Annotated in this window: 18 protein-coding genes and 1 pseudogene; 13 read left to right on the plus strand and 6 right to left on the minus strand. The window is 71.2% G+C overall.

Annotated elements, in window-relative coordinates; all coding sequences use genetic code 11:
- Positions 1 to 596: 596 nt before the first annotated feature.
- Complete coding sequence (locus BJF81_RS08805; RefSeq protein WP_075958034.1) at positions 597 to 1,418, plus strand: GIY-YIG nuclease family protein; 822 nt, start codon at positions 597 to 599, stop codon at positions 1,416 to 1,418.
- 700 nt (positions 1,419 to 2,118) lie between these two features.
- On the opposite strand, the gene BJF81_RS08815 is transcribed toward BJF81_RS08805, so the two are convergent.
- Both BJF81_RS08815 and BJF81_RS08820 read right to left on the minus strand, forming a co-directional pair.
- The gene (locus BJF81_RS08815) at positions 2,119 to 3,246 is read right to left on the minus strand and encodes a hypothetical protein (protein ID WP_143780756.1); all 1,128 of its coding nucleotides are present in this window, start codon (positions 3,244 to 3,246) and stop codon (positions 2,119 to 2,121) included.
- 1,194 nt (positions 3,247 to 4,440) lie between these two features.
- Positions 4,441 to 5,100: a hypothetical protein gene (locus BJF81_RS08820; protein ID WP_075958037.1), complete on the minus strand. Its 660-nt coding sequence runs from the start codon at positions 5,098 to 5,100 to the stop codon at positions 4,441 to 4,443.
- A 1,047-nt stretch (positions 5,101 to 6,147) separates the two neighbouring features.
- On the opposite strand from BJF81_RS08820, the gene BJF81_RS08825 reads away from it, so the two are divergent.
- The 8 genes from BJF81_RS08825 to BJF81_RS19515 all read left to right on the plus strand — a co-directional run bounded on the left by BJF81_RS08825 (position 6,148) and on the right by BJF81_RS19515 (position 15,581).
- Positions 6,148 to 7,533, plus strand: coding sequence for an MFS transporter (locus BJF81_RS08825; protein WP_075958038.1), 1,386 nt, complete (start codon positions 6,148 to 6,150; stop codon positions 7,531 to 7,533).
- 106 nt (positions 7,534 to 7,639) lie between these two features.
- On the plus strand, positions 7,640 to 9,127 hold the full coding sequence (locus BJF81_RS08830) for a xanthine dehydrogenase small subunit (RefSeq protein WP_075958039.1): 1,488 nt from the start codon (positions 7,640 to 7,642) through the stop codon (positions 9,125 to 9,127).
- Positions 9,124 to 11,562, plus strand: a complete 2,439-nt coding sequence (gene xdhB / locus BJF81_RS08835; RefSeq protein WP_075958040.1) for a xanthine dehydrogenase molybdopterin binding subunit — start codon at positions 9,124 to 9,126, stop codon at positions 11,560 to 11,562. Before BJF81_RS08830 ends, xdhB begins: the two co-directional genes overlap by 4 nt.
- 3 nt (positions 11,563 to 11,565) lie before the next feature.
- Complete coding sequence (xdhC, locus tag BJF81_RS08840; protein ID WP_075958041.1) at positions 11,566 to 12,420, plus strand: xanthine dehydrogenase accessory protein XdhC; 855 nt, start codon at positions 11,566 to 11,568, stop codon at positions 12,418 to 12,420.
- Positions 12,417 to 13,460 carry a hypothetical protein gene (locus BJF81_RS19500; protein WP_237770139.1) on the plus strand — a complete coding sequence of 348 codons (1,044 nt, stop codon included), beginning with the start codon at positions 12,417 to 12,419 and terminating at the stop codon, positions 13,458 to 13,460. Before xdhC ends, BJF81_RS19500 begins: the two co-directional genes overlap by 4 nt.
- A 50-nt stretch (positions 13,461 to 13,510) precedes the next feature.
- Positions 13,511 to 14,281 carry a glycosyltransferase family 4 protein gene (locus BJF81_RS19505; RefSeq protein WP_237770140.1) on the plus strand — a complete coding sequence of 257 codons (771 nt, stop codon included), beginning with the start codon at positions 13,511 to 13,513 and terminating at the stop codon, positions 14,279 to 14,281.
- On the plus strand, positions 14,278 to 14,748 hold the full coding sequence (locus BJF81_RS19510) for a hypothetical protein (RefSeq protein ID WP_237770141.1): 471 nt from the start codon (positions 14,278 to 14,280) through the stop codon (positions 14,746 to 14,748). Before BJF81_RS19505 ends, BJF81_RS19510 begins: the two co-directional genes overlap by 4 nt.
- On the plus strand, positions 14,745 to 15,581 hold the full coding sequence (locus BJF81_RS19515; RefSeq protein ID WP_237770142.1) for a glycosyltransferase: 837 nt from the start codon (positions 14,745 to 14,747) through the stop codon (positions 15,579 to 15,581). Before BJF81_RS19510 ends, BJF81_RS19515 begins: the two co-directional genes overlap by 4 nt.
- A gap of 21 nt (positions 15,582 to 15,602) precedes the next feature.
- Here the strand turns inward: BJF81_RS19515 and BJF81_RS08855 are convergent, their stop codons facing one another.
- The gene (locus tag BJF81_RS08855) at positions 15,603 to 16,250 is read right to left on the minus strand and encodes a histidine phosphatase family protein (protein WP_237770143.1); all 648 of its coding nucleotides are present in this window, start codon (positions 16,248 to 16,250) and stop codon (positions 15,603 to 15,605) included.
- 78 nt (positions 16,251 to 16,328) lie between these two features.
- On the opposite strand from BJF81_RS08855, the gene BJF81_RS08860 reads away from it, so the two are divergent.
- Both BJF81_RS08860 and BJF81_RS08865 read left to right on the plus strand, forming a co-directional pair.
- Positions 16,329 to 16,874 carry a PadR family transcriptional regulator gene (locus BJF81_RS08860; protein ID WP_083664106.1) on the plus strand — a complete coding sequence of 182 codons (546 nt, stop codon included), beginning with the start codon at positions 16,329 to 16,331 and terminating at the stop codon, positions 16,872 to 16,874.
- A gap of 43 nt (positions 16,875 to 16,917) precedes the next feature.
- Positions 16,918 to 18,600 (plus strand): ABC1 kinase family protein, encoded by a 1,683-nt coding sequence (locus BJF81_RS08865; protein WP_075958042.1) that lies wholly within the window; start codon positions 16,918 to 16,920, stop codon positions 18,598 to 18,600.
- A gap of 3 nt (positions 18,601 to 18,603) precedes the next feature.
- On the opposite strand, the gene BJF81_RS08870 is transcribed toward BJF81_RS08865, so the two are convergent.
- A complete protein-coding gene (locus tag BJF81_RS08870) occupies positions 18,604 to 18,813 on the minus strand; it encodes a DUF6767 domain-containing protein (RefSeq protein WP_083664107.1) in 210 nt (69 codons plus the stop codon).
- A gap of 61 nt (positions 18,814 to 18,874) precedes the next feature.
- On the minus strand, positions 18,875 to 20,341 hold the full coding sequence (locus BJF81_RS19520; RefSeq protein ID WP_237770144.1) for a CueP family metal-binding protein: 1,467 nt from the start codon (positions 20,339 to 20,341) through the stop codon (positions 18,875 to 18,877).
- Positions 20,342 to 20,470: 129 nt separating this feature from the next.
- On the opposite strand from BJF81_RS19520, the gene BJF81_RS19525 reads away from it, so the two are divergent.
- The gene (locus tag BJF81_RS19525) at positions 20,471 to 20,731 is read left to right on the plus strand and encodes a hypothetical protein (protein WP_075958044.1); all 261 of its coding nucleotides are present in this window, start codon (positions 20,471 to 20,473) and stop codon (positions 20,729 to 20,731) included.
- Between the two features lie 242 nt (positions 20,732 to 20,973).
- Here the strand turns inward: BJF81_RS19525 and BJF81_RS21490 are convergent.
- Positions 20,974 to 21,378, minus strand: a pseudogene (locus tag BJF81_RS21490) (pentapeptide repeat-containing protein); the annotation flags it as partial.
- Positions 21,379 to 21,460: 82 nt separating this feature from the next.
- On the opposite strand from BJF81_RS21490, the gene BJF81_RS08895 reads away from it, so the two are divergent.
- On the plus strand, positions 21,461 to 22,081 hold the full coding sequence (locus BJF81_RS08895) for a nucleotidyltransferase family protein (protein ID WP_075958048.1): 621 nt from the start codon (positions 21,461 to 21,463) through the stop codon (positions 22,079 to 22,081).
- The last annotated feature ends 256 nt before the right edge of the window (positions 22,082 to 22,337 follow it).

The following is a 22,337-nucleotide window of genomic DNA, read 5'->3' on the forward strand; positions in this document are numbered from 1 at the left end:
GATCCCGGCCCGGATCGCCAACCGGGCCCGACGACTGCACCTGCACCTACCCACCAACTGGCCCTGGCAGGACGCCTGGGCAGGCATGTACGCCGGCGCCTACGCCCCCGCCTGACACCCACTCCTGCCCCGACGAGGAACGACCCCAAGTGGAAAAGCCGGGCAGACCGGCGGCTCCCGCGCGCCCCGACGCCGAACTCGCTCAGCAAATCCTCTCAGCCCGCATCTCAATTCCCCCAGGAACCCGCTCGGCGGATCGAGGTTCAGCACACCGCCGTTGTGTCGTTCGTAGATAAGCGAGGCGCCACTCCAACCAGTCACTTCTGTTGGAGGCGCCATGTGCAAGAAGGTCCCGTACGCCAACCGCTGGCTTGCCCGACACGCCCTCATGGCGCTCCAAGCGTCGGGTCGTGCGGTCAACTCGATTCACCCCTGCTTCGCCGAGCATCCCGGCGCCTGGCACGTGACGAGCAAGAAGGGCCGGCGCTGGTGATCCCGGCAGCCTGACGCCATCCCGACTCAGGAATCGCCTGCCATGCTTCTGGCGAATTCCCGCTAGCCTCAGGGCCCATCACAGTGAAGGACTGGAGGTTGTCGTGCTGACGTTTAACGACATCTTGGCGCTCGAAGGCATAGACGCGTCGCAAGTGCGTCTCGTCCGGCATCAAGACGGCCGCCTAGGAGCGGGACGCCTCTACGGTGCCTGGCGGAACGATCGCGACGCCTTCGAGGCGTACCAGAGTGTTCAGCATAAGAACAAATTCCCGACCGGCGACCTGCTGGCGAGCTTCGTCGTGACCGAGGCCCGCAAGACCGTGTTCGTGGGCATGTACCGGGTAGCCGACGTCGGGCTTTGCCCGCCCGGGACCATCGACGCTCTGCTGAAGCACGACGTCTCCGGTCAGTTCAAATACGAGCTACAGCCGATCGAGGCCCTAGCTAGCTATCAGGACATGGTCGTCATTGACTGGGGCGCTGGAACCCGCAGCTGGGTTCAGCGAGCCGCAAACCAGCCGAAGCCGGTGGTCGAGATTGCCCACCAGTACGAGCCCCACTTCCCAGGTTTCCGCTCGTTCACCCATCTCGTCGATGACGTGCCAAGCCTCCCGAACGGCTGGCAACAAGTCCTCCGTAGCGTAAAGGGGGTGTACCTGCTGGTCGACGTCGACTCGGGTCAGCAATACGTGGGATCCGCCAAGGGCGCCGAAAGCCTCCTTGGTCGCTGGATGAACTACGCGGGCGGGGGAGATGGCGGTGACGTGGCGCTCAAGGCCGCGGCGCGAGGAGGGCGAAGGACCTACCAGGTCTCGGTGCTCGAGGTGATCGACGAGAACACCCCTGACGACACTATCGAGCAGATCGAGTCCTTCTGGAAGAACAAGTTGCTGTCCCGGCGGTTCGGCTTGAACCGAAACTGAGCTATGCACCGGGTCCCAACGGTTGGGAGCGGACCGACCCGCTGAGAGAACGGTGCAGGCCACAATAGATCCCTGTGCTACCGACCTGCGGCAATACAGTGAGGGTTTGAAACGGCGGCTTCGGCTGAGTGGCAGTCCTTCTAACGAGCCGCGGGCGCCACCGGCCAAGGTTGGTTCAAGTCTGAATGGTCAACCATGACCACCAACAGAGGGTTAACGTGGTAGGCCTCAACCCAGGGTCCGTGGCTGAGGACGTCGCCCTCGATGCGTGCATGGGCCCCGACGTAGACAGCCTTCTCGGGTATGTGATTTGTGAAGGTTCGGTCCGTCTGGATCTTCACCACCGTCCGCTCTACCTCCACCTCGCACGCTAGTCCTGTGGCCTGGTCGGTCAAGATCCACGACCGAGGTTCGGCTCTCCCTCTCGTCCACAGAGATGCGAGCTCAGCGCGCGCCAAATTGGGAGATCGCGGAGCGACCCCATCCCGGACTATGGCATCGTGTGTTCGGATCCAGGCGGAGGATGTCGTTGACCATGGCACCTCGCCAGGGTCGTGCCAAAGCTCTTTGAGCCACGGCAACCGGTCAATACGAGATTCCAAGCGCTCTCGGTAGAAGAGTGACACGGTGCGCGGGAATCTTTTAAGGCGCCGCCCTGCACGCAATCGGTGGCCGACCCACGAAATTAGATCATTTAGGGCTACCTGTGCCGCGATGCACTCGTCGAAGCCGGGTTCGTAGCCGGCGTGCGCGACACGGTTGCGCAAGCATAAACATCGCGGTACCACCGCCGAGGCGCCTCCTCGCCTGTGTCCATTGACCAGTTCCCGCCAACCTCTTCGTGCAGTTCTCGCCGGACGCGGGCGATAAGAGAATCAGGCCAATCTCGTGCGCTGCTCTCCGGCGTCCACCCTTGTTCCCATCGCATTGTCAGGATGAGCCGACTAAGAAACACCTCGGACGCGGCGCCCAGCATCACCGCGCATTCGCGCAGGTTCCCGTCGACGTGCAGCGCTACGTCAGCTTGGTTGTACAAGTCGATAAAAGGCATCGCATGGGCGCCTACCTCAGGCGTATCGAGCATGAGTCGGCGACGCTCGGGCGGGAGTGGCTCCGCGCCCGCCAGCCGCTCCAAACGATCGTTAGTGAGGAAAAGTCCGCCAGTTGTCGCGCCAGGCTCTAGGGCGTTCATGTCTCGCACGCCGTACACCGTGACTGGCGGGAGCTGTTGCCGGGAGAGGGGCTTGATTGGACGACGGGTTATGGCGGCATATGACCGCTGCAAGTGCCTGACGCTTTCAAGCGCCGCGTCGAACGCGTCGCTGATGAGTTCTGGTGGCGGGTCCTGCAGGTCCGGCAACTCGAGCACACGTACGCCCTCGTCCAACGCCTTCCGTGCCAGCAAAGTAATCAACGGGACCGCGACCTCAACGACGACGGTCGTGGTCTCGAGTATCGGCGGCGTCTCGGGTGGATCGCCCACGTGGGGGAACCCCAGGTGGAAGGCCTGCATCATTGGTGTCAGCCGGACAGATGTAGCTGCGTCGCTCGGTACCTCATGGCAGACGAGAGACGACGTCACCACCGTATCGGGATATTGCGCTCGTTCTCGGTCCGTGCCAGTCAGGCGACTAATCGCGTCGAGCAGGCTCGGGTGAGGTCGCTCGTGGAGGCGGACAGACTGTCCCGGAGGCCAACCGAAACCTGTCTCGAGAGGGAAGAAGAAGACGACCACCCGTTCGCCTTCCGGCAACAACAACACCGGATGTGAGGGATCGTCATCACCCTGCTCGCTCTGTAGGTCCGCGACGGTCTCACCCTCTCTCATGGACGCCACGGTACGAGGGCGCGCGCCAGCCGGCGCTGCGTGGTGGGCGCGTGTCGGTCGTCCTCGCCGAGGTGCCAGGAGGGAAGCAACTGCCCATTGCAACCTGAACAAGGCTTTCACCGCCCTGCACGGCCAATCCTTGAGGAGATTGACTGCGCTTCCTCAGCATAGGCTGACTGGACCGTAGAGACGCACCGCACCCGAGTATTGTCACGTTTTACTCGTTGTCCTCTTCAGGCTCCGAGGGCTCCCGCAATCTGTCAAGTTCGACGCGTGCTGCGGGGAGCTGTGGCGAGGTATGCGCCGTCACCCACTCCCCTGTTTCCGTACGCTCAATCGCTCGCAGATCTAAGTTTTCATACGTCAGCACTGGACGCCCCGACACGAATAGTCCGTCCTCCGTGCGCAGAGCGAAATGCTCCACCCGGACTGACCGGTACACTTTCGACACCTGGACCGGCCCTCCCACGGTGTCCAGCGAAGGGTCCTTCGTTTGGCGGTGAAGGTACTCGAGGGGGTGGTAGTCAAGAGGACCAGTAATCCGTCCAAGGTTGTAGTCCCGGGCCAGGGCTCCTTGTAGATTACGCCGCCCATCTCCGATCGCGGCGAACCAAGTTCCACGTTCGGGTCCGCGCAGAGCACGGGGGAGTCGTGGTCCAGTGCTGTTCCCGATGAACCTCCAGGTGGGCTTGTGGAAGGTGTAGCGATAGATCCGGAAACCGTTCAGCTTCCATGACCAACCAGCTAGTAAGAACTCGCAGTCGGGGGGGGTCCGCGGCGGCCTCCCCCCTCGCCTCACCCAGCACTACGTTCAGGACGCTTTCAAGATGGCCGGCGAACTGAGGTAGATCAAGCGTGCGAAGGGCGGAGCCGTTGTATGAGCGCGTAGTCGCGACTGCCTGCAGTACTAAGGGCAGCGCACGAGACGTATCGCCTGCGAAGGCCAGTACCGAGTCATCTCGCCCGATGTCGAAGACTTTCGCACAAGCGTCCCAGCGCTCACCTCCTCCCAAGCGGCTGTCGCTTGCGACTACCATCTCCGAAAGTTGCCCAACGCGGCGTTCCCAAGCGACAACCGTCGTCATGTCCTAGCCTTCACGTATCCACTGGCATGGTCGTGACCCCACCTCGGCTCAAGTCCCACGGACTGCGCTGGCAGTCGTCTTCGCCTTTTGAAGCTGTCAGAATCATCTTTCAGCCTTCTGGACGCCTCTCGTTCCACTCGGAAAGCGCTCGGTGGAACTCCGCGATCGATTCATCATCAAAGGTAAAGTGGTCGGCCCAGCCCGCAAGGCCAAGCTTCGGGCCTGAGGCCGTGGCGCTCATCGTTCCTTGAGTGCTGCACCAAGACTTGCCACAGGCGCACACGAAAAGAGGCGTAGGCTTCTGTGTGACATCCTCGCTGATGTTTGCCAATCCCAGCAAAGCATGCGGCCCAGAGTAATACTCGTAAGGTATTCCGACCGTATCTGGACTTAGGATGGACGCGGCCGGATCAACGTCCTCGACGTCGAGGCCGAGCATTTCGGCGATTTCGCGCTTGTCTTTATTGGCGAAGCTGAGCATGCCCGCTATGTCGGAGACGTGGGCACCGGCGCGGTCCCAGAAGGTCATTCTTTCCTGGATTACCGCCGCGCCGCGACTCATTAGTCGTTGCACGCGCTTTGTGTCGTCTAAGACCACTTCGGCCGCGCCCCGGGCGGCCAAATACGCCTCTACCAGCGGCCAGTTGTCGCGGACCCACTGCAACACCTCCGGCAACTGTGACCAGTCCAGGCCAGCGCCGTTCCCCATTCCCGGGTAGGGAGTCCAAGTGATGTGAAGAGCAGCGCCCTCATCGAGGTCAAGGGGCATTGGTCTCAGTCTGTCCAGCTGGTCGACACGTAAGAGTGGCCACGGCACGGACCACATCACGGGCCCCCCTGGGAGGTATACATGACCTTGGCTTACGAAGAGTGAACTATTCGAGGTGGCGGCGGGGCCAGAGCTCAGCTGCACCAGATGCGGGATTGTCTGATCCCATTCGGGATGGATTCCGAACTGCTCTAAAGCTGTACTCCACACTTGCCCAAGAGTTGCGCTGCTGTCAACTGACAGCATTTTGTACTCCATTCGCAAATCATCCGGCCCGCCGATATAACCCGGCCGATACCCGACGAACACCCTGGTTTGCGCCATGGTGCTAGCGTATCCCAGCAATCGGGCTGCTGCAGGCGTGATGGACTACTCGAGGCTCTGCGCTGCTGGGTAAATGGATCCCTGCAGAGTGGTGTACGAGCACCCTGGGTGAGCGTGTCCTGCTGAGGTAGGCATGGCTCACGGCTGACCTGTAGTCCAGGTGGCTGAAGCGTCGCGCTATGGATTTCTTAGCTCACCGGCGGGTACCAAAGCGTTCGAGCACCGTGCACACCCGCCACCGGGGGCCACAACCGCCTTGCGCATGGCTTCAGAAACCTCCCAATTCTCGGCTGCCTCATGGACGTCCGCCAACGACCGCTCATCGGCGGAGTCGCGATGTCACGCACCTGCGCGCTCCGAATTTATGTACCTCATGGGTCGTGAGGTCATGCCATGGAGCGACGGGTCACTGGGGGCGGGCGGGGGATCGAGAGACTCTCGCCCGTCATGGCGTGTCGTCGCTCCGAGTCGCGGGGCACCCGGGCGCGCCGCCGCGATGGGTGTGTATTGCCTGCCTCTCTGACCCGCGGTTATGCTCCGCTATTGGTGTCCAGAGGGCCGCCCCAGGTGGGTCAAGCCCCGCTCCGGACACATGACAGGCCGCTGAGCTGCGGCGACGCGGTGATCGTCGGGCGCCTCCGAGACGGACCCCATACCCCCGGCAGCCGCGACGGCGAGCTGCGGGAGAGCCTGGGCCGGGAAGGGCAGGTATGGGCGGCACGGATGGGTACTGAGCTCCGGCGGCAGGTGCACAACATCGGGCGACGCCGCGCCTGGACCATCTGGGTCGTGGGTCTGGCCGTCTACACGCTGGCGGTCTTCCACCGGACCTCGTTGTCCGTGGCGGGGATCATCGCCGCGGAGCGTTTCGACATCACCGCCGCCCAGCTGTCCACGTTCACGGTGCTGCAGCTGGCGGTCTACGCGGCGATGCAGATCCCGGTCGGCGTGCTCCTGGACCGCTACGGCTCGAAGCGGCTGATGCTCGTCGGCCTGACGCTGATGACCGTGGGCCAGTTCTGGTTCGCCTTCGCCGGCACCTTCGAGGCCGGGGTCGCGGCCCGCGTCATGCTGGGCTGCGGGGACGCCATGGTCTTCACCAGTCTGCTGCGGCTGATCGCCCTGTGGTTCCACGTCAAGCAGGCCCCGATGATCACGCAGCTGACCGGCATGATCGGCCAGCTCGGGGCCGTGGCCGCGGCCACCCCGCTGGCGGCGGCACTGGCCCGGTTCGGCTGGAGCTGGTCCTACGGGCTCGCCGCGGGGGCGGGCGTCGTGCTGGGCGTCGTGCTGATCCTCGTCGTCCGGGACTCTCCCTACACCGGCGAGGTGGTCGAACGCATCAAGATGCGTGCCCTCGCCAGCACCATGGCCGAGGTCTGGGGCAACCCCGGGACCCGGCTCGGGCTCTGGGTCCACTTCTCGTCGCAGTTCGGGCCCACGGTCTTCACCATGCTGTGGGGCTACCCGTTCCTCGTCGCCCAGGGTCTGGAGCCGACGCTGGCCAGCGGGTTGCTCATCCTCATGACGGTGACCGCCATGGTGGCCGGCCCCCTGGTCGGGATGCTGACGAGCCGGGTTCCCTACCACCGCTCCACCCTGGTGCTGGCCCTGGTCACGGCCATCGCCGCGATCTGGGCGGTGGTGCTGCTGTGGCCCGGCCCGGCGCCGCTGTGGCTGCTGGTCGTCATGGTGATGGTCACGGCCGTCGGCGGGCCAGGGTCGATGGTCAGCTTCGACCTCGCCCGCACGTTCCACCCTTCGGAGCGCTACGGCCGGGCCACCGGGATGATCAACATCGGTGGCTTCACCGCGTCCCTGCTGACGATCGGGCTCATCGGGCTGGTCCTGGACCACCTCGCCCCGGGCGGCCCCGCGACCTACACGCTGGGCGACTTCCGCATCGCGATGGCCGTGCAGTTCCCCTTCTGGGCGCTGGGGGCGCTGCAGCTGGTCCGCTACCGCCGCAAGGGTCTGGCGCTCATCGACCAGCACCCCGGAGCCACGCAGGCGCTGCGGTCCGGACAGGCCGTGCTGCCCGGGCTGTCCCACCCGGCGGACCCGCGACCACCCCAACGTCCGCCACGCCCGGAGGACCCTGCCGACTGACAGGCTCCGGTCGTGGACCCGACCGGAGCACGAGGGACGCGCCCCTTCGGGTCCACCTTGGACAGACCGGCCGTCGGGAGCCCTCCCGTCGCTAGGATCCTCGGGTATGACGCGCACGTCGCGGCCGGAGACCGCGGTGGCCCCGGCCTTCCTCAGGGTCAACGGCCAGGGCACCCCCCTGGGCGACGTCACTCCCCACACCACCACCCTCGACTGGTTGCGCGACCGGGGACTCACCGGTGCGAAGGAGGGGTGCGCCGAGGGGGAGTGCGGTGCCTGCGCGGTCCTGCTCTCCCGGCCGGGGGCCGACGCCACCACCACCGAGTGGGTCGCGGTCAACTCCTGCCTGGTGCCCGCCGCTGCCCTGGACGGCCAGGAGGTCGTCACCGCCGAGGGGCTGGGCTCCCCGGACCGCCTCCACCCGGTGCAGCGGGAGCTGGCGGACCGCGGCGGCACCCAGTGCGGCTACTGCACCCCCGGCTTCGTCTGCGCGATGGCCGCTGAGTTCTACCGGCCCGACCGCACCACACGGGCGCCCCGGCACGAGCTCGACGACGACCACGAGCACGGCCCGAACGGCTTCGACCTCCACGCCCTCTCGGGCAACCTGTGCCGCTGCACCGGCTACCGGCCGATCCGCGACGCCGCCTACGCGCTCGGTGATCCCACGGGAACCGACCCCCTCGCCGAGCGCCGCCGACGCCCGCCGCCCGACCCGCGGCATACCCGGGTCCGGGCCGACGGCGCCGAGCTCGTGCGCCCCAGGGACCTGACGGAGACGGTCCGGCTGCTCGCCGACCACCCCGACGCCGTGCTCCTGGCCGGGTCGACCGACGTCGGTGTCGACGTCAACCTCAGGGGCTCGCGACCTGCGCTGCTCGTCGCGGTCGACCGGGTGCCCGAGCTGCGCCACCTGCAGGTGGACGACGGCAGCATCCGGATCGGCGCGGCGTTGAACCTGACCGAGGTCGAGCGCGGGCTCGCGGGACGGGTCCCGCTGCTGGGCCAGCTCTTCCCGCTGTTCGCCTCCCGCCTCGTGCGCAACACGGCGACGCTGGGGGGCAACCTGGGCACCGCCTCGCCGATCGGCGACGCGGCGCCGGTGCTCCTCGCCCTCGAGGCCTCGATCGTGCTCGCCGGTCCCGACGGCGAGCGGGTCGTGCCGCTGGCCGACTACTTCACCGGCTACCGCAGCAGCGTCCGCCGCCCCGGCGAGCTGATCCGCGAGATCCGCATCCCCGTGCCGCTGGCCGGCACGACCGCCTTCCACAAGGTCGCCAAGCGTCGGGTCGACGACATCTCCAGCGTCGCGGTCGCGTACGCGCTCGACGTGACCGACGGCACCGTCGTGCGGGCGAGGATCGGGCTGGGCGGGGTGGGGGCCACCCCGCTGCGGGCCCGGCGCACCGAGTCGGCGCTGGAGGGTATGCCGTGGGCGCGGCGGACGGCGGTCGAGGCCGCCGCGGTGCTCGCCACGGAGGGGACGCCCCTGACCGACCACCGGGCCAGCGCCCGCTACCGCAGCGCCATGCTCGAGCAGTCCCTGCTCAAGCTGCACGCCGAGCACCCGGCCGCGGGGGAGGAGCCGTCGTGAGCTCGCTGTCGGAACGGCCCGCCGGCGCCGTCGTCGGACGGAGCCTGCGCCACGAGTCCGCGGCCCTGCACGTCACCGGACGCGCGCGCTTCACCGACGACCTGGCCCCCCGCACCAAGGACGTGCTGCACGCCTGGCCGGTCCAGGCGCCCCACGCCCACGCCCTGCTGTCCCGCCTCGACACCAGCGCCGCCCGGGACGTGCCCGGCGTGGTGCACGTGCTCACGGGCGAGGACGTGCCGGGCGTGGGGGACAGCGGCGACAGCGACGACGAGCCCTTGTTCCCCACGGAGGTGTGCTTCCACGGGCAGGCCGTGTGCTGGGTGCTCGCCGACTCCCTCGAGGCGGCGCGTCGGGGTGCCGCGGCCGTCCGGGTGGACTACGAGCCGCTCCCCGCGATCCTCACCCTCCCCGAGGCCATCGCCGCCGGCAGCTTCCAGGGGGCCCAGCCCACGCTCCGTCGCGGGGACGTCGAGGCCGGCCTGGCCCGGTCGGCGCACGTCCTCGACGGCGAGCTGGAGATGGCCGGCCAGGAGCACTTCTACCTCGAGACGCACGCCGCCCTCGCGACGGTCGAGGACGACGGCACCGTCCTGGTCCAGAGCAGCACGCAGCACCCCAGCGAGACGCAGGCGGTCGTGGCCCGGGTGCTGGGTCGGCCCCGGCACGAGGTCACCGTGCAGTGCCTGCGCATGGGCGGGGGCTTCGGGGGCAAGGAGATGCAGCCGCACGGGTATGCCGCCGTCGCCGCCCTTGGCGCGATCCTCACCGGGCGCCCGGTCCGGGTGCGGCTCACCCGGTCCCAGGACCTGACGATGACGGGCAAGCGGCACGGGTTCCACGCCCGGTGGCGGGTCGGCCTCGACGACGAGGGCCGCCTGCAGGCGCTCGAGGCGACCCTGACCTCCGACGGCGGCTGGAGCCTGGACCTGTCCCAGCCGGTGCTGACCCGGGCCCTGTGCCACGTCGACAACGCCTACTGGATCCCCGACGTGCGGGTCACCGGGCGCATCGCGCGCACCCACAAGACCTCCCAGACCGCGTTCCGGGGCTTCGGCGGGCCGCAGGGCATGCTCGTCGTCGAGGACATCCTTGGCCGGTGCGCCCCGCTGCTGGGCCTGGAGCCCCACGAGCTGCGTCGCCGCAACTTCTACCAGGACGGTCAGACCACGCCCTACGGGCAGGAGATCACCCAGGCCGGACGGCTCCACCGTGCCTGGGACCAGGTGACGCGCACGGCCGGGCTGGACCGGCGACGGGCCGAGATCGCGCAGTTCAACGCCACCCACGAGCACCGCCAGCGCGCGGTCGCGATCACCCCGGTGAAGTTCGGCATCTCCTTCAACCTCACCGCCTTCAACCAGGCAGGGGCGCTGGTTCACGTCTACGCGGACGGCTCGGTCCTGGTCAACCACGGCGGCACCGAGATGGGGCAGGGGCTGCACACCAAGATGCTGCAGGTCGCGGCCACCGCCCTGGGGGTTGCGCCGGACACCGTGCGGATCGCCCCGACGCGCACGGACAAGGTGCCCAACACCTCCGCGACGGCGGCGTCCTCCGGCTCCGACCTCAACGGGGCCGCCGTCAAGGACGCCTGCGAGCAGATCCGGGACCGGCTCGCCCAGGTCGCGGCCCAGCGGCTCGGGGTGCCGGCCGCCGACGTGCGTTTCCGCGACGGCGTGGTCTCTGGGCTCGGCACCGGCACGACCGTCCCCTGGGCCGAGGTCGTCGCCGCCGCCTACGTCGCACGCACCCACCTGTCCGCGGCCGGGTTCTACCGGACCGAAGGACTGCACTGGAGCTCGACCGTCATGCAGGGCTCCCCGTTCAAGTACTTCGCCCACGGCGTGGCCGCCACCGAGGTGGAGGTCGACGGCTTCACCGGTGCCTACCGCACCCGGCGGGTGGACATCGTCCACGACGTCGGGGACAGCCTGTCGCCGCTCGTCGACCTTGGCCAGATCGAGGGTGCCTTCGCCCAGGGCGCCGGCTGGCTGACCCTGGAGGACCTGCGCTGGGACACCGGCGACGGCGAGCACCGGGGACGGTTGGCGACGGCGTCGGCCAGCACCTACAAGCTCCCGAGCATCGCCGAGCTGCCGCCCGTGGTGCACGTCGCCCTGCTGGAGCACGCCCACGAGGAGGGAGCCGTCTACGGGTCCAAGGCGGTCGGGGAGCCACCGCTCATGCTGGCGATCTCGGTGCGGGAGGCGCTGCGGCAGGCCTGCGCCGCCTTCGGGCCCGAGGGCACCGTCGTGGAGCTGCCCAGCCCGGCCACGCCCGAGGCCGTGTTCTGGGCCCTCCAGGCTGCCCGGGCCGGCCACGGCGGGGGGATCGAGGGCGGCGACGGCCCGCCACCGCCGGAGGCCGACCCCGAGGCGCCGGAACGCCGCCCCCAGACCGAGACCCTCCTGCACCAGCTCGGGGAGGGCTGAGCCGTGCGCTGGCTCCGGGCGGCGGTCGACCTGCGGGACCGCCGGGAACCGGGGGTCCTGGTCACCGTGACGGCCGTGCGCGGCCATGCGCCGCGCGAGGCCGGTGCCAAGATGGTCGTGGGAAGGACCCGGACCTGGGACACGATCGGTGGGGGGAACCTCGAGGCCGTCGCCGTCGAGCGCGCCCGGGAGATGCTCGAGGACCGCTGCGCCAGGCCGGAGACGTTCACGACGTCGCTGTCCGAGAAGGCCCCATCACCGCACGGGGTCCAGTGCTGCGGCGGCGAGGTGACCGTCCTGCTGGAGCCGCTCCCGGTCCCCCCGGCCGTGGCGATCTTCGGCATGGGGCACGTCGGGCACGAGCTCGCCCGCATCCTGGCCCGGCACGACCTGGACCTGCACCTGGTCGACACCCGACCCGGCCGGCTGGACCCCGAGCGGCTCGCCCCGCTGGCGGACGCCGACGCCCGGGTCCACCCGCACCCCGTCCCCGTCCTGCCCGAGCTCGTCCTGGGCGAGCTGCCGGCCGGCACCCAGGTGCTCGTCATGACGCACGACCACGCCGAGGACGCCGCCGTCGTGGACGCGGCCCTGCGTACCGAGGGCCTGGGCACCATCGGGCTCATCGGCTCGGCGACCAAGTGGGCCCGGCTCCGCCGTCGCCTTCTCGTCGAGGGCGGCCTCGCGGAGGAGGTCGTGGACCGCGTCGTCACGCCCGTCGGGATGCCGGGCCTCGACGGTCGCGACCCGGCGACCATCGCGCTGGGCGTGGCGACCGACCTGCTCCTGCGGTCCGCCGCCGGGCCGTCGACGGCGGTGGCACCGGGGGAGGGGAGAGCCACCGCAGCCGGCCCGTGACCACCCTCCGTGCCTCCAGGACCCAGGAGGCCCTGGACGTCGTCCGCGACGCACCCTCCCTGCTCGCGGGCATCGAGGCCTTCGACGCGGTCGCGCTCGCCGCCCGTCAGGACGGTGCGGCCGCCGGTCCGGTCCTGCAGCGGGCCGTCGACGACCCCGCCGACGACCTCGCCGCGATCGCGGCCGTGCACGCGGCGGCCGGCGGAGCGCGGACGGCCACGCCGCTGGTCCTGCCCCTCCTGAGCTCACCGGTGCCCTTCCTGCGCGAGCACGCCGCCTGGGCCCTCGGCTTCGGCCCGCCGCTGCCGGCGGCCGTGCCTCGTCTGACCGGGCTGGCCGCCGCCGGGGGGTTCACGGGGACCCTGGCCGCGGCGACCCTCGAGGCGTGGGACACCTCACCACGCAGGCGCCCCGACGGTCGGGGCGGGGCGGCGCCTCGTGCCGAGGGCCTGACCGTCGCCCAGCTCTTCCTGCACGCCGACATCGACGGCAGCCTGCAGAGCGCGGGGAAGGGGGACACCGGCGGGATCGCGACGCTGCTCGTGCACCTGGGCGACGCGCTCCTGGCCGACCCCCGCGTGTCCCGGGTGCTGACCCTCTCGCGCAGCCACCACGGCCAGGACCGCACCCCTGCCGACCTCCGGGCCCCCGGGCACCACTACGTCGGCGTGCCCCTGCCGGGGCCCGTCCGGCACTCCGCCGACACCTGGCACCTGCGCGACGCCGTGCGACGGGGGCTGCGCGAGGTCCTGACCGCCGCCGGGCCCGTCGACGTGCTCCACCTGCGCATGGCCGACGTCGGCTCCTGGGCCGCGGCCGAGGTCGCGGCCGAGCTGGGCATCCCGACGGTGCTCACGCTCGCACCCGACCCCCACGCCCTCGTCGCCGCCCGCGAGCCGCGGGCGCCCTCACCCGGGCCACGTTCGGCCCGGTCGACCACGCCGAGCACCTCGTCTTCCGGGTCCGGCTCCTGCGCGACCTGGCCGCCCGGTCCGCCCACCTCGTCGCCCTGCCCAGGCCCGACCTCGAGCGCGACCTGAGGGACCTGCTCCACCTGGACCCCGAGGCCGAGGCGCAGCGGCTCAGCGTCGTGCCCGAGGGGATCGACCTCGGCCCCCTCCGGCGCGCCGCCCGCGCGGTGACGACCACCGGGCGCGACGTCATACCCCCCGCCTCCCGGGAGGACCTCGCGGAGCTGGACGCGGTCCTGTGCGCCCTGCCACCCGCACGGCGCGGCCTGCCCCTGCTCGTCTCCGTCGGACGGCTGCACCGGGTCAAGGGGATGGCGACCCTCGTCGAGGCGTGGGCCCGAAACCCCCGGTGCGCGCGGCGCTGCAACCTGCTGCTGGTGGGCGGTGACCTGGCGGACCCGACCGACGACGAGGAGGAGCAGCTCTCCCTCGTCGCCGAGACCGTCCCCCCGGGCGAGGAGGCCGGCCGGGGCCTGCTGCTCGCCGGACACCGTCCCAACGAGACCGTGGCGACCTGGCTGGCCGCGGTCCGGCACGGTCGCCCGGGGCTCGCCGCCGCAGGCGGGGTGTACGTGTCGGCCAGCCTCAAGGAGGAGTTCGGCATCGCCATCCTCGAGGCGATGGCGTCCGGCCTCGTGGTGGTCGCTCCTCGGGTGGGCGGACCGGCCACCTACGTCGAGCACGGGGTCACCGGCCTGCTCGTCGACACCACCTCCCAGGACGCCCTGGCCGAGGCCGTGGTCACCGCCCTGGACCTGGCCGTCGCGCCCGGGGGGGCGGCTCGGGCCGAGCACGCGCGCACGATGGTGGCCGAGCGGTTCGGGATCGGCACGATGGCCGCGTCGCTGGCCGGCATCTACGACCGTGTCCACCGGGAGGCCCCGTCGTGACGCTGCTCGTCGTCAGTCCCGACTACGCCTCCCACCTGCTGCCGCTCGCGACCCTGGCGACCGCGTGGGCCGATGCGGGCGAACAGGTCGTCGTGGCCACCGGTCCGAGCACGGAGGGGATCGTGCGGCGGTTCGGCTTCGAGCGCGCCCACCTGCAGCTCGGCCGCGGGTCCAACCCGGGCGTGATCCGTGCGGAGGACCAGCCCCCGGGCGAGGACGACGCGCTGCGCGGCTTCTTCGAGGCGACCCGACGGGGAGCCGTGCAGACCCTGGCCTTCCAGGCCGACGCGCGCGGGGACGACCTGCTCTGGGAGCCGCTCGCCGTCGCCCGCGAGGTGCAGCGCGTGGTCGACCGGGTGCGGCCCGACGAGGTGATCGTCGACCACCTCGCGTTCAGCGCACGCCTGGCGCTCATGGCCTCCGGCGTCCGGCACGGGGACGTGGTCCTCGGGCACCGACGGCGTTGACGGTCGGGGACGAGGTGTACGGCTTCCCGCCGGCCTGGCCGCAGGTGCTGCAGCCGGACCCGGAGGCGCTGCTCGACCTGCGGCGACGTTGCGAGCGGGTGCGCGACGGGTTCACCGAGCGGTGGAACGCGGCCCTGGCGCAGCTCGACCCCGCAGCCCCGGCGAGCGACGACGCGTTCGCCGAGTCCGGGGACGTGCTGCTGCTGAACTACCCCGCCGAGCTGCACCCGCCGGCCCGCACGGCACTGCTCGGGGAGCACGCCTTCCTCGGCTCGGCGGTCCGCGCCGAGCGGCCCGACGACGAGGTGGCCGCCTGGCTCGCGCGGACGGGGCCTCCCGTGGTCTACGTGAGCCTGGGCAGCTTCCTCTCCGTGCGCTCCGACGTGCTCGCCCGTGTCGCCGAGGCGCTGCGAGGTCTGGACGTGCGCGTGGCCCTGGCCAGCGGGTCGACGAGCAGGTCGGACCTCGGACCGGTGCCCGGGTCGTGGCTGGTCCGCGCCGAGCTGCCGCAGGTCAGCCTGCTCGGGCACGCCGCGCTGGCCGTGACGCACGGGGGGAACAACAGCGTCACCGAGGCGCTGACCGCGGGGGTCCCGCTCCTGCTGCTGCCGATGTCCACGGACCAGTTCTCCGGCGCGGCCGCCCTCGAGGACGCCGGGCTGGGCGCGGCGTTGGACCCCAACGCCGCGACGCCGGAGCAGATCCGCTCCGCAGCGGTCCGGCTGCTGGACCTGCCGTCCGACGCGGCGGGTCGGCTCGCGCGGCTGGCCGGGGAGCTGACCGCCGAGCCGGGCCCGGGGAGGGCCCGCGCCACGCTCCTGGCCGACCCGTGAGGCGCGCCACGGGAGCGGGTCTCACCGGTGGCGGTTCCAGGCCTCGACCACCGGGTCCTCGTGGTGATGGCCCAGGATCCCGACCGCGCCCACCTCGAACGTCAGGTGCGCACCGAACCGGGGTGCCTGCCGCAGGTAGACGGCGGTGAGCACCCGCAGGGCGTGCCCGTGCCCCACGAGGCAGACGTCGCCCTCGAAGAGCAGCGGCCAGATCCGGTCCAGGACGCGGCTGGCCCGGGCGGAGACCTCCTCGACCGTCTCGCCCGGGGTCTCACCGGGGACGACGCCGTGCTCGAAGACGGTCCAGTGGTAGCCGAGCTCCGCGCGGATGTCGGGGGTGGAGCGGCCCTCGTAAGCGCCGTAGTCCCACTCGACGAGGTCCTCGTCCAGCTCGTCGACCGTCAGGCCCGCGAGCTCGGCCGTCGTCCGCGCCCGCCGGAGCGGGGAGGAGCGCACGTGCACGAAGCTCCTCCCGCCCAGGAGGTCGGCGAGGCCGCGGGCCGCCTCCTCGCCCTCGGGCAGGAGCTCGAGGTCGGTCAGGCCGGTGTGCTGGCCGGTGCGTGACCACTCCGTCTCGCCGTGGCGGACCAGCACGAGCCGGCCGGAGGGGATGGCCGGTCCGGCCATGGTGGGCTCGGTCGGCGGTCCGGGGGAGTGGTCCTCGGTCATCGGCGCACCCTACGCCGCCGTCGCAGTGGTAGGTTGACGATAGATGGCGATATGTCGTTCATCCTCCAGGAGGCTCCCATGACCCGGCACCACCCTCTCGACGAGACCGGCTGGGGCCGGCACGGACTCCCGTCCCTCCTCTCGATGGCCCAGCAGTTCCAGGGGCTGGCCGGCCAGTCGGCGCAGCGAGCCCGTCGCGGCGACGTGCGCACGGCCGTCCTGCGGCTCCTGGCGGAGGAGCCGATGCACGGCTACCAGATCATCGGCGAGCTGGCGGAGCGCAGCGGCGGCGCCTGGACCCCCTCGGCGGGTTCGGTCTACCCGACGCTGCAGCTGCTGGCCGACGAGGGCCTGGTCGTCGCCGAGCCGGTCGGGGGCAAGAAGGTCCACCGGCTCACCGAGGCGGGCACCGACGCGGCCGCCCAGCTGGCCGCCGGCCGGGCCCCGTGGGACGAGGCGGCCGACACCGTCGCGGACGGCACCGGCTACCGTCAGGCCGTGGGCCGGTTGATGCAGGCGGTGCTCCAGGTCGGCAGGACCGGTTCGCCGCACCAGGTCTCCGCGGCCGTGGACGTGCTCAAGGACGCCCGCAAACGGCTCTACGCCATCCTCGCCGAGGACTGAACCTGGGCACCCCGACCCGCCCGCGACCGCGTCCGGAGGACCGATGACGAGCTCGGACCTGCGCGCCCGCTACCGGCGGATCGTGCTGTTCTTCGCGCGGGTCACGGCCGGGTTCATCTGGTGGGAGCTCGTGCTGCCGCGCCTGGGGCTGCGACGCCTGGCGGTGCGCACGCGGACGGAGCGGGGCCGCCGCGCCGCCGTCCGCTTCCGTGCCCTCGCGGTGTCGATGGGCGGGCTGATGATCAAGGTCGGCCAGTTCCTCTCGGCCCGGCTCGACGTCCTGCCCCCCGAGATCACCCAGGAGCTGTCCGGCCTCCAGGACGAGGTGCCGCCCGTCGCGTTCGACGCCGTCCGCGAGGTGGCCGAGTCCGAGCTCGCCGTCCCGCTGGCCCAGCACTTCGCCCACTTCGACCAGACCCCCCTGGCGGCGGCCTCCCTCGGTCAGGTCCACCGCGCCCGGCTGCACCCCGCCGACGCCGCCGAGCAGGGTTTCGCCGACGTCGTCGTCAAGGTCCAGCGGCCGCACATCCAGCAGGTCGTGGAGGTCGACCTCGCGGCGCTGCGGCGGGTCGGGGGCTGGATGCAGCGCTACCGGCCCATCCGGGAGCGGGCCGACGTGCCGGCCCTGCTGGAGGAGTTCGCGACCACCACGCTGCAGGAGGTCGACTACCTGGCCGAGGGGGCCAGCGCCGAGACCTTCGCCGCCAACTTCGCCGAGGACCCGCGCGTCTCCATACCCTCCGTCGTGTGGGAGCTCAGCGGCCGCCGCGTGCTCACCCTGCAGGACGTCTCGGCGATCAAGCTGGGGGACCACGAGGCCATCACCGCGGCCGGCATCGACCGCGCGGAGGTCGCGCAGGTGCTGGCGGACACCTACCTGCAGCAGATCTTCACCGACGGGTTCTTCCACGCCGACCCGCACCCGGGGAACCTTTTCGTCACTCCGCGCCCGGACGCCGGACCCGGCGAGCCCGGCTGGACGCTGACCTTCATCGACTTCGGCATGGTGGGGCACGTGCCCGAGGAGCTGCGCGGCGGACTGCGGGACCTGGTCGTCGCGGCGGGGCTGCGGGACGGCCGCCGCATGGTCGCGGGTCTGCGCCGACTGGACCTGCTCCTGCCCGACGCCGACCTGGCGGCGATCGAGGTGGCCGCCGACCAGGTGTTCGACCGCTTCGGGGGGCTGCGGATGGACGAGCTGCAGCAGATCAGTCCCGAGGAGATGGTCCGCTTCGGGATGCAGTTCCGCGAGCTGCTGCTGGCGCTGCCGTTCCAGGTCCCCGAGAACCTGCTGCTGCTGGGCCGGTCGGTGGGCATCCTGTCGGGCATCTGCACGGGCTTGGACCCCGAGTTCGACGTCTGGGGGACCATCACGCCCTACGCCACGCAGCTCCTGGAGGACGAGCGGGAGGGCCTGCCGCAGACCGTGGTCACCGAGGCCCTCGCCCTCGGCCGGCTCCTGCTCGTCCTGCCCCGGCGGGCCGACCGCGTCCTGACGATGGCCGAGCGGGGGGAGCTGGAGGTCAGGACGCCCACCCTCACCAGGCAGGTGCGCCGGCTCGAGCGGACCGTCGCCCGCACCAACGGGGTGCTCGTGTTCGCGGCGCTGCTCGTGGCAGGGGCGGTGCTCACCGGGTCCGACCCGGGGACGGGTCGGCTGCTCATGGGGGTGTCCGTGCTGCCGCTGGCCTGGGTCGGGCTGAGCGCCCTTCGGCGGGACCGCTGAGCCTCAGCGGAGCGAGCCCCGGGCGTCCCTCTCGGCGGCGCGGTGGGCGGTTCGGCGCCCGGCCAGCTCGGCGGCCATCTCGGGATCGTCCTGCACCAGGTAGACCAGGCCGCAGTCCTGCGGACCGGTCGCGCCGGGGAAGCAGAGCGTGCACGGCTCGCCCACTCGGATGGGGCAGCGGGGGACGGGACGGCGGCGGGCGGGACTGCTCACGCCGGTGTCAACGCCGCTGTGCTCGGACTTCATCCCGGGGGCGCGCCGGGGTGGCTCGGCGTCACGCCTCCAGCTGGAGGGTCGTGATGCAGGTGGGGCTGCCCTCGGTCGTGGCGAAGGGCACGCTGCCGGTGGCCCCGTCGTGCTCGACCTCGAGCGTGCCGACGAGGTCCCGCGGCACCCAGAAACCGACGAAGCCGTTGTCGTAGGTGGTCGTCGTCTCGTCGACCACGACCGTCCCGTCGTCGGCGACGATGCGGACGGTGACCTCCTCACCGGCCAGCTCGCCCCGGCAGGTGGCCAGCGAGTGGTAGAAGCACTCGTGGGTCTGCTCCCGGAACGGTGCGACCGAGACGTAGAACTCGTCCTCCGGGAGGGGCATCGCCACCTCCTGCTGGCCGTCCCCGAGGAGCAGGACGTCCTCACGGACGGAAGCGGTCAGCGGGAGAGGTCGCGCCTGGCTGCTGGCGTCGAGCTCGTCGACGACGGTGCGACCGTCCGCGCCCGCCAGGCCTACCCGCTCGAGGATGGCGTCGGCCGAGGCCTGGTCCGTGCCCTGGGTGGACGAGGCCGCGGGTGCCGGGCCAGGGTCGGTGCTGGAGCATCCGGCGAGGACCGTCGCGGCGGCCAGGCCGAGGAGGACGAGGGGGCGGAGGATGCGCATCAGGGTCTCCCGAGTAGAGGTGCCCGGGTGCTTCAGCCGGGCCTGGGACGAGATTACTATGATTCGTCGGAGAGGGCTCGGGGTGCAGCGTATGACGTGCGTCACGGGGGCGCACGTGCTCCTCAGTCCTGTCCCCCCCAGCGCGAGCAGCGCGTCGACGTCGAGCAGGGTGACCCGACGGCCGGGTCCCAGGGAGATCACCCCCGAGCGCTGAGGCGACGCAGCTGGCGGCTCGTGACTCGGGGGTGGTGTCCGAGCAGCGGAGGCGACGTCCTTCTTCGCCAGAGGCAGCTCCACCTCGAGCCGGTCGTCCGCACGGCGCGCCGGCAGGGAGAGCAGGTGGTCGGCTAGCCGGGCGGAGACGTCGGAGGAGATCGCCGCGCCGAGGCGCTCCTCGGTGCGGCTCAGGCGACGGCTGAGCGTCTGCAGCATGCGCAGCCCGATGCTGGGATGACGCCCGACGAGCTCGTGCAGCTCCTGGTGGCGGAAGACGCACAGGCTCGTCGCCTCGACGGCGCTCGCCGTGTGGTCGGGACGCCCGCCGTCGAGGAAGGCCGCCTCGCCGACGAAGTCGCCCGGACCCAGCACGCGGACGATCTGCTCGTGGCCGTCGGCGGTGACGCGGGAGATCTTGACGCGCCCTGTGTGCACCACCATGAGCTGGGAGACGTCCTGCCCGGCCGTGTAGACGATCTCGTCCCGTCCGAGCCTGGTCGGTCGGGCGACGGTGGCGACCTGCTCCTGCTCGGCCCGGGTCAGTCCCTGGAAGAGCGGGACGCGTGCGACGCACAGGTCGTCCTGGTGGACAGGCAGCTGCCGCCGTCCGGCGGGCACCCCCACGCCGGTGCCGGGTGCGGACGACATGGCCACCACCTCCTCCGGGGCCAGTATGCCTGCGGGCCCCGTCACCCCCACCCTCGACGTCCCGACGTCCCGAGGTGCCGCTGCCCGAGGTCCGGTCCACACTGGGAGAACCCGACCCGAGGAGGATCCATGAGCGGAGATCTCGAGCACCAGCGGCGTGAGGCCCGGGAGGAGCTGTCCAGCCAGGGTGCCGGCATGGGCCTGGACGACGAGCCCACCACTTTCGAACCCGAGGAGGATCCCGAGGCCGTCGAGGACGACGACCCGAGCCGCGTCCTGCCCGACGAGGAACGGCCGGTCGGCGACGCCGAGTCCGAGGAGGAGCGGCTGCTGCCGGACGAGGAGCGGCGGGTGCCCGACCTCGCCCCGGAGGTGGACGCGCCCGACTGAGGGCGCGACCGCATACCTGGCGGGGTTCCTAGGCGTCCGTGTCCACCACGGCTCCGAGGGACCCCGCCAGCGCGACGGCCCCCACGACGTCCAGGCGCACCCCGCGGACGCCGGCGTCCTCCAGGTCGGCGGCCGAGAGACGGCAGCCGCGAAGGTCGGCGCCTCGAGCCGGGCGCGGCGCAGGTCGCTCCGGTGAGGTCGGCCCCACGAAGGTCGACGTCGCGCAGGTCTGCTCCCGAGAGGTCGGCCTCGACGAGACGCAGTCCGGACAGCGTCTGCTCCCGCAGGTTCGCGTCCACCAGCGACACGCCCCACCACGAACCCCCACGGACCGTGACCGGCTTCCACGAGCAGGCGACGAACACGCCGCCGTCCCACCGGCAGCCGTCGAGGGTGGCGTCGAAGAAGGAGCAGGCGGTGAACGTGCACGCCGCGAACGACGACTGCTCGAGCGTCGCGGCGTTGAGGCGGACCCGCTCGAACGTGCACTCCTGGAAACGGCAGCCCCGGACGAGAGCCTCGGTGAGGTCCACGTCCACGAAGGTGCATCTCTGCCAGGAGCGGTCCGCGAGCTCGGTGCCGTACCAGTCCTCGTCGACCACCCGGGAGCCGACCTCTGCTGCGGGGGTGTGGCCGGCGGGGTCCATCGGTCCATCCTGCACCGGAGGAGCGAGGCGTGCGGACCGAGGGGCTGCGAGTGCGGTGCGGGCCGTCAGGGACACTGGGCCGATGAGCCCGACGACAGGACTGCTGCTGGCGGCGGGGGAGGGGCGACGCTACGGGATGCCCAAGGCGCTGGTCGCCGACTCCGAGGGACCGTGGGTCCACCGTGCCGCCCGGGCCCTGCTCGACGGCGGGTGCCAGGACGTGCTCGTCGTCACGGGGGCCCGCGCGGAGGAGGTCGAGCAGCTGCTCGGGCAGATGCCGGAGTGGGGGACCGGGCAGGTCGCGGCGGTGCGGTGCGGGACCTGGGCGCGTGGGATGGGCGCCTCCCTGCGGTCGGGGCTCACCTCGCTCGCGACCCGTGGGCGGACGGTGCCCCGCCGCGCGGTGGTCCACCTCGTCGACCTCCCGGACGTGGGTGCCCCCGTCGTGGAGCGCCTGCTGCGCGAGGCCGACGCCCATGGCGAGCAGACGGGGCAGGTGGCCCGGGCCGCCTACGAGGGCCGGCCGGGGCATCCGGTGGTGCTCGGCCAGCGTCACTGGGAAGGGGTCCTGGGCGGAGCTGCCGGGGACGCCGGGGCGCGGAGCTACCTCAGACGCGTCGAGCCGTTGCTCGTGGAGTGCGGCGACCTGGCGACGGGGGAGGACGTGGACGAACCGAGATCAGGAACGGCCGCCCTCACGTAGATCTCGTACGCGTGTTCGAGGGTATGTCGGTGGGGTCTTCTAGTGTGCTGGGTACGAGGTGGAGCCGGGGAAGGGGTTCTGCCGTTGGACCACCGGAGGGGGTGGGGGACGTGGACGCAGGACCGGAGGGGACCGGCACCGGGACCGGGGGGGGCCGGGGCTGGCCGAGGCGGTGCGGTCCCTGACCCGGGGCGTGGCGGGGTGGCGGGTGGTCGGGGATCGGACGGATGCGGGGCTGGCTGGGGCCTGGGTGGAG

Source organism: Ornithinimicrobium sp. CNJ-824 (assembly GCF_001942405.1).
In the GTDB taxonomy this organism is placed as follows: Bacteria; Actinomycetota; Actinomycetes; order Actinomycetales; family Dermatophilaceae; genus Ornithinicoccus; species Ornithinicoccus kibberensis.

What these genes read in the sequence shown, in the direction of transcription:
- BJF81_RS08815 (WP_143780756.1), bottom strand. Translation starts at nt 3,246, where the DNA reads ATGAGAGAGGGTGAGACCGTCGCGGACCTACAGAGCGAGCAGGGTGAT.
- BJF81_RS08820 (WP_075958037.1), bottom strand. Translation starts at nt 5,100, where the DNA reads ATGCCCCTTGACCTCGATGAGGGCGCTGCTCTTCACATCACTTGGACT.
- BJF81_RS08825 (WP_075958038.1), top strand. Translation starts at nt 6,148, where the DNA reads ATGGGTACTGAGCTCCGGCGGCAGGTGCACAACATCGGGCGACGCCGC.
- BJF81_RS08830 (WP_075958039.1), top strand. Translation starts at nt 7,640, where the DNA reads ATGACGCGCACGTCGCGGCCGGAGACCGCGGTGGCCCCGGCCTTCCTC.
- BJF81_RS08855 (WP_237770143.1), bottom strand. Translation starts at nt 16,250, where the DNA reads ATGACCGAGGACCACTCCCCCGGACCGCCGACCGAGCCCACCATGGCC.
- BJF81_RS08860 (WP_083664106.1), top strand. Translation starts at nt 16,329, where the DNA reads ATGACCCGGCACCACCCTCTCGACGAGACCGGCTGGGGCCGGCACGGA.
- BJF81_RS08865 (WP_075958042.1), top strand. Translation starts at nt 16,918, where the DNA reads ATGACGAGCTCGGACCTGCGCGCCCGCTACCGGCGGATCGTGCTGTTC.
- BJF81_RS19520 (WP_237770144.1), bottom strand. Translation starts at nt 20,341, where the DNA reads ATGTCGTCCGCACCCGGCACCGGCGTGGGGGTGCCCGCCGGACGGCGG.
- BJF81_RS19525 (WP_075958044.1), top strand. Translation starts at nt 20,471, where the DNA reads ATGAGCGGAGATCTCGAGCACCAGCGGCGTGAGGCCCGGGAGGAGCTG.
- BJF81_RS08895 (WP_075958048.1), top strand. Translation starts at nt 21,461, where the DNA reads ATGAGCCCGACGACAGGACTGCTGCTGGCGGCGGGGGAGGGGCGACGC.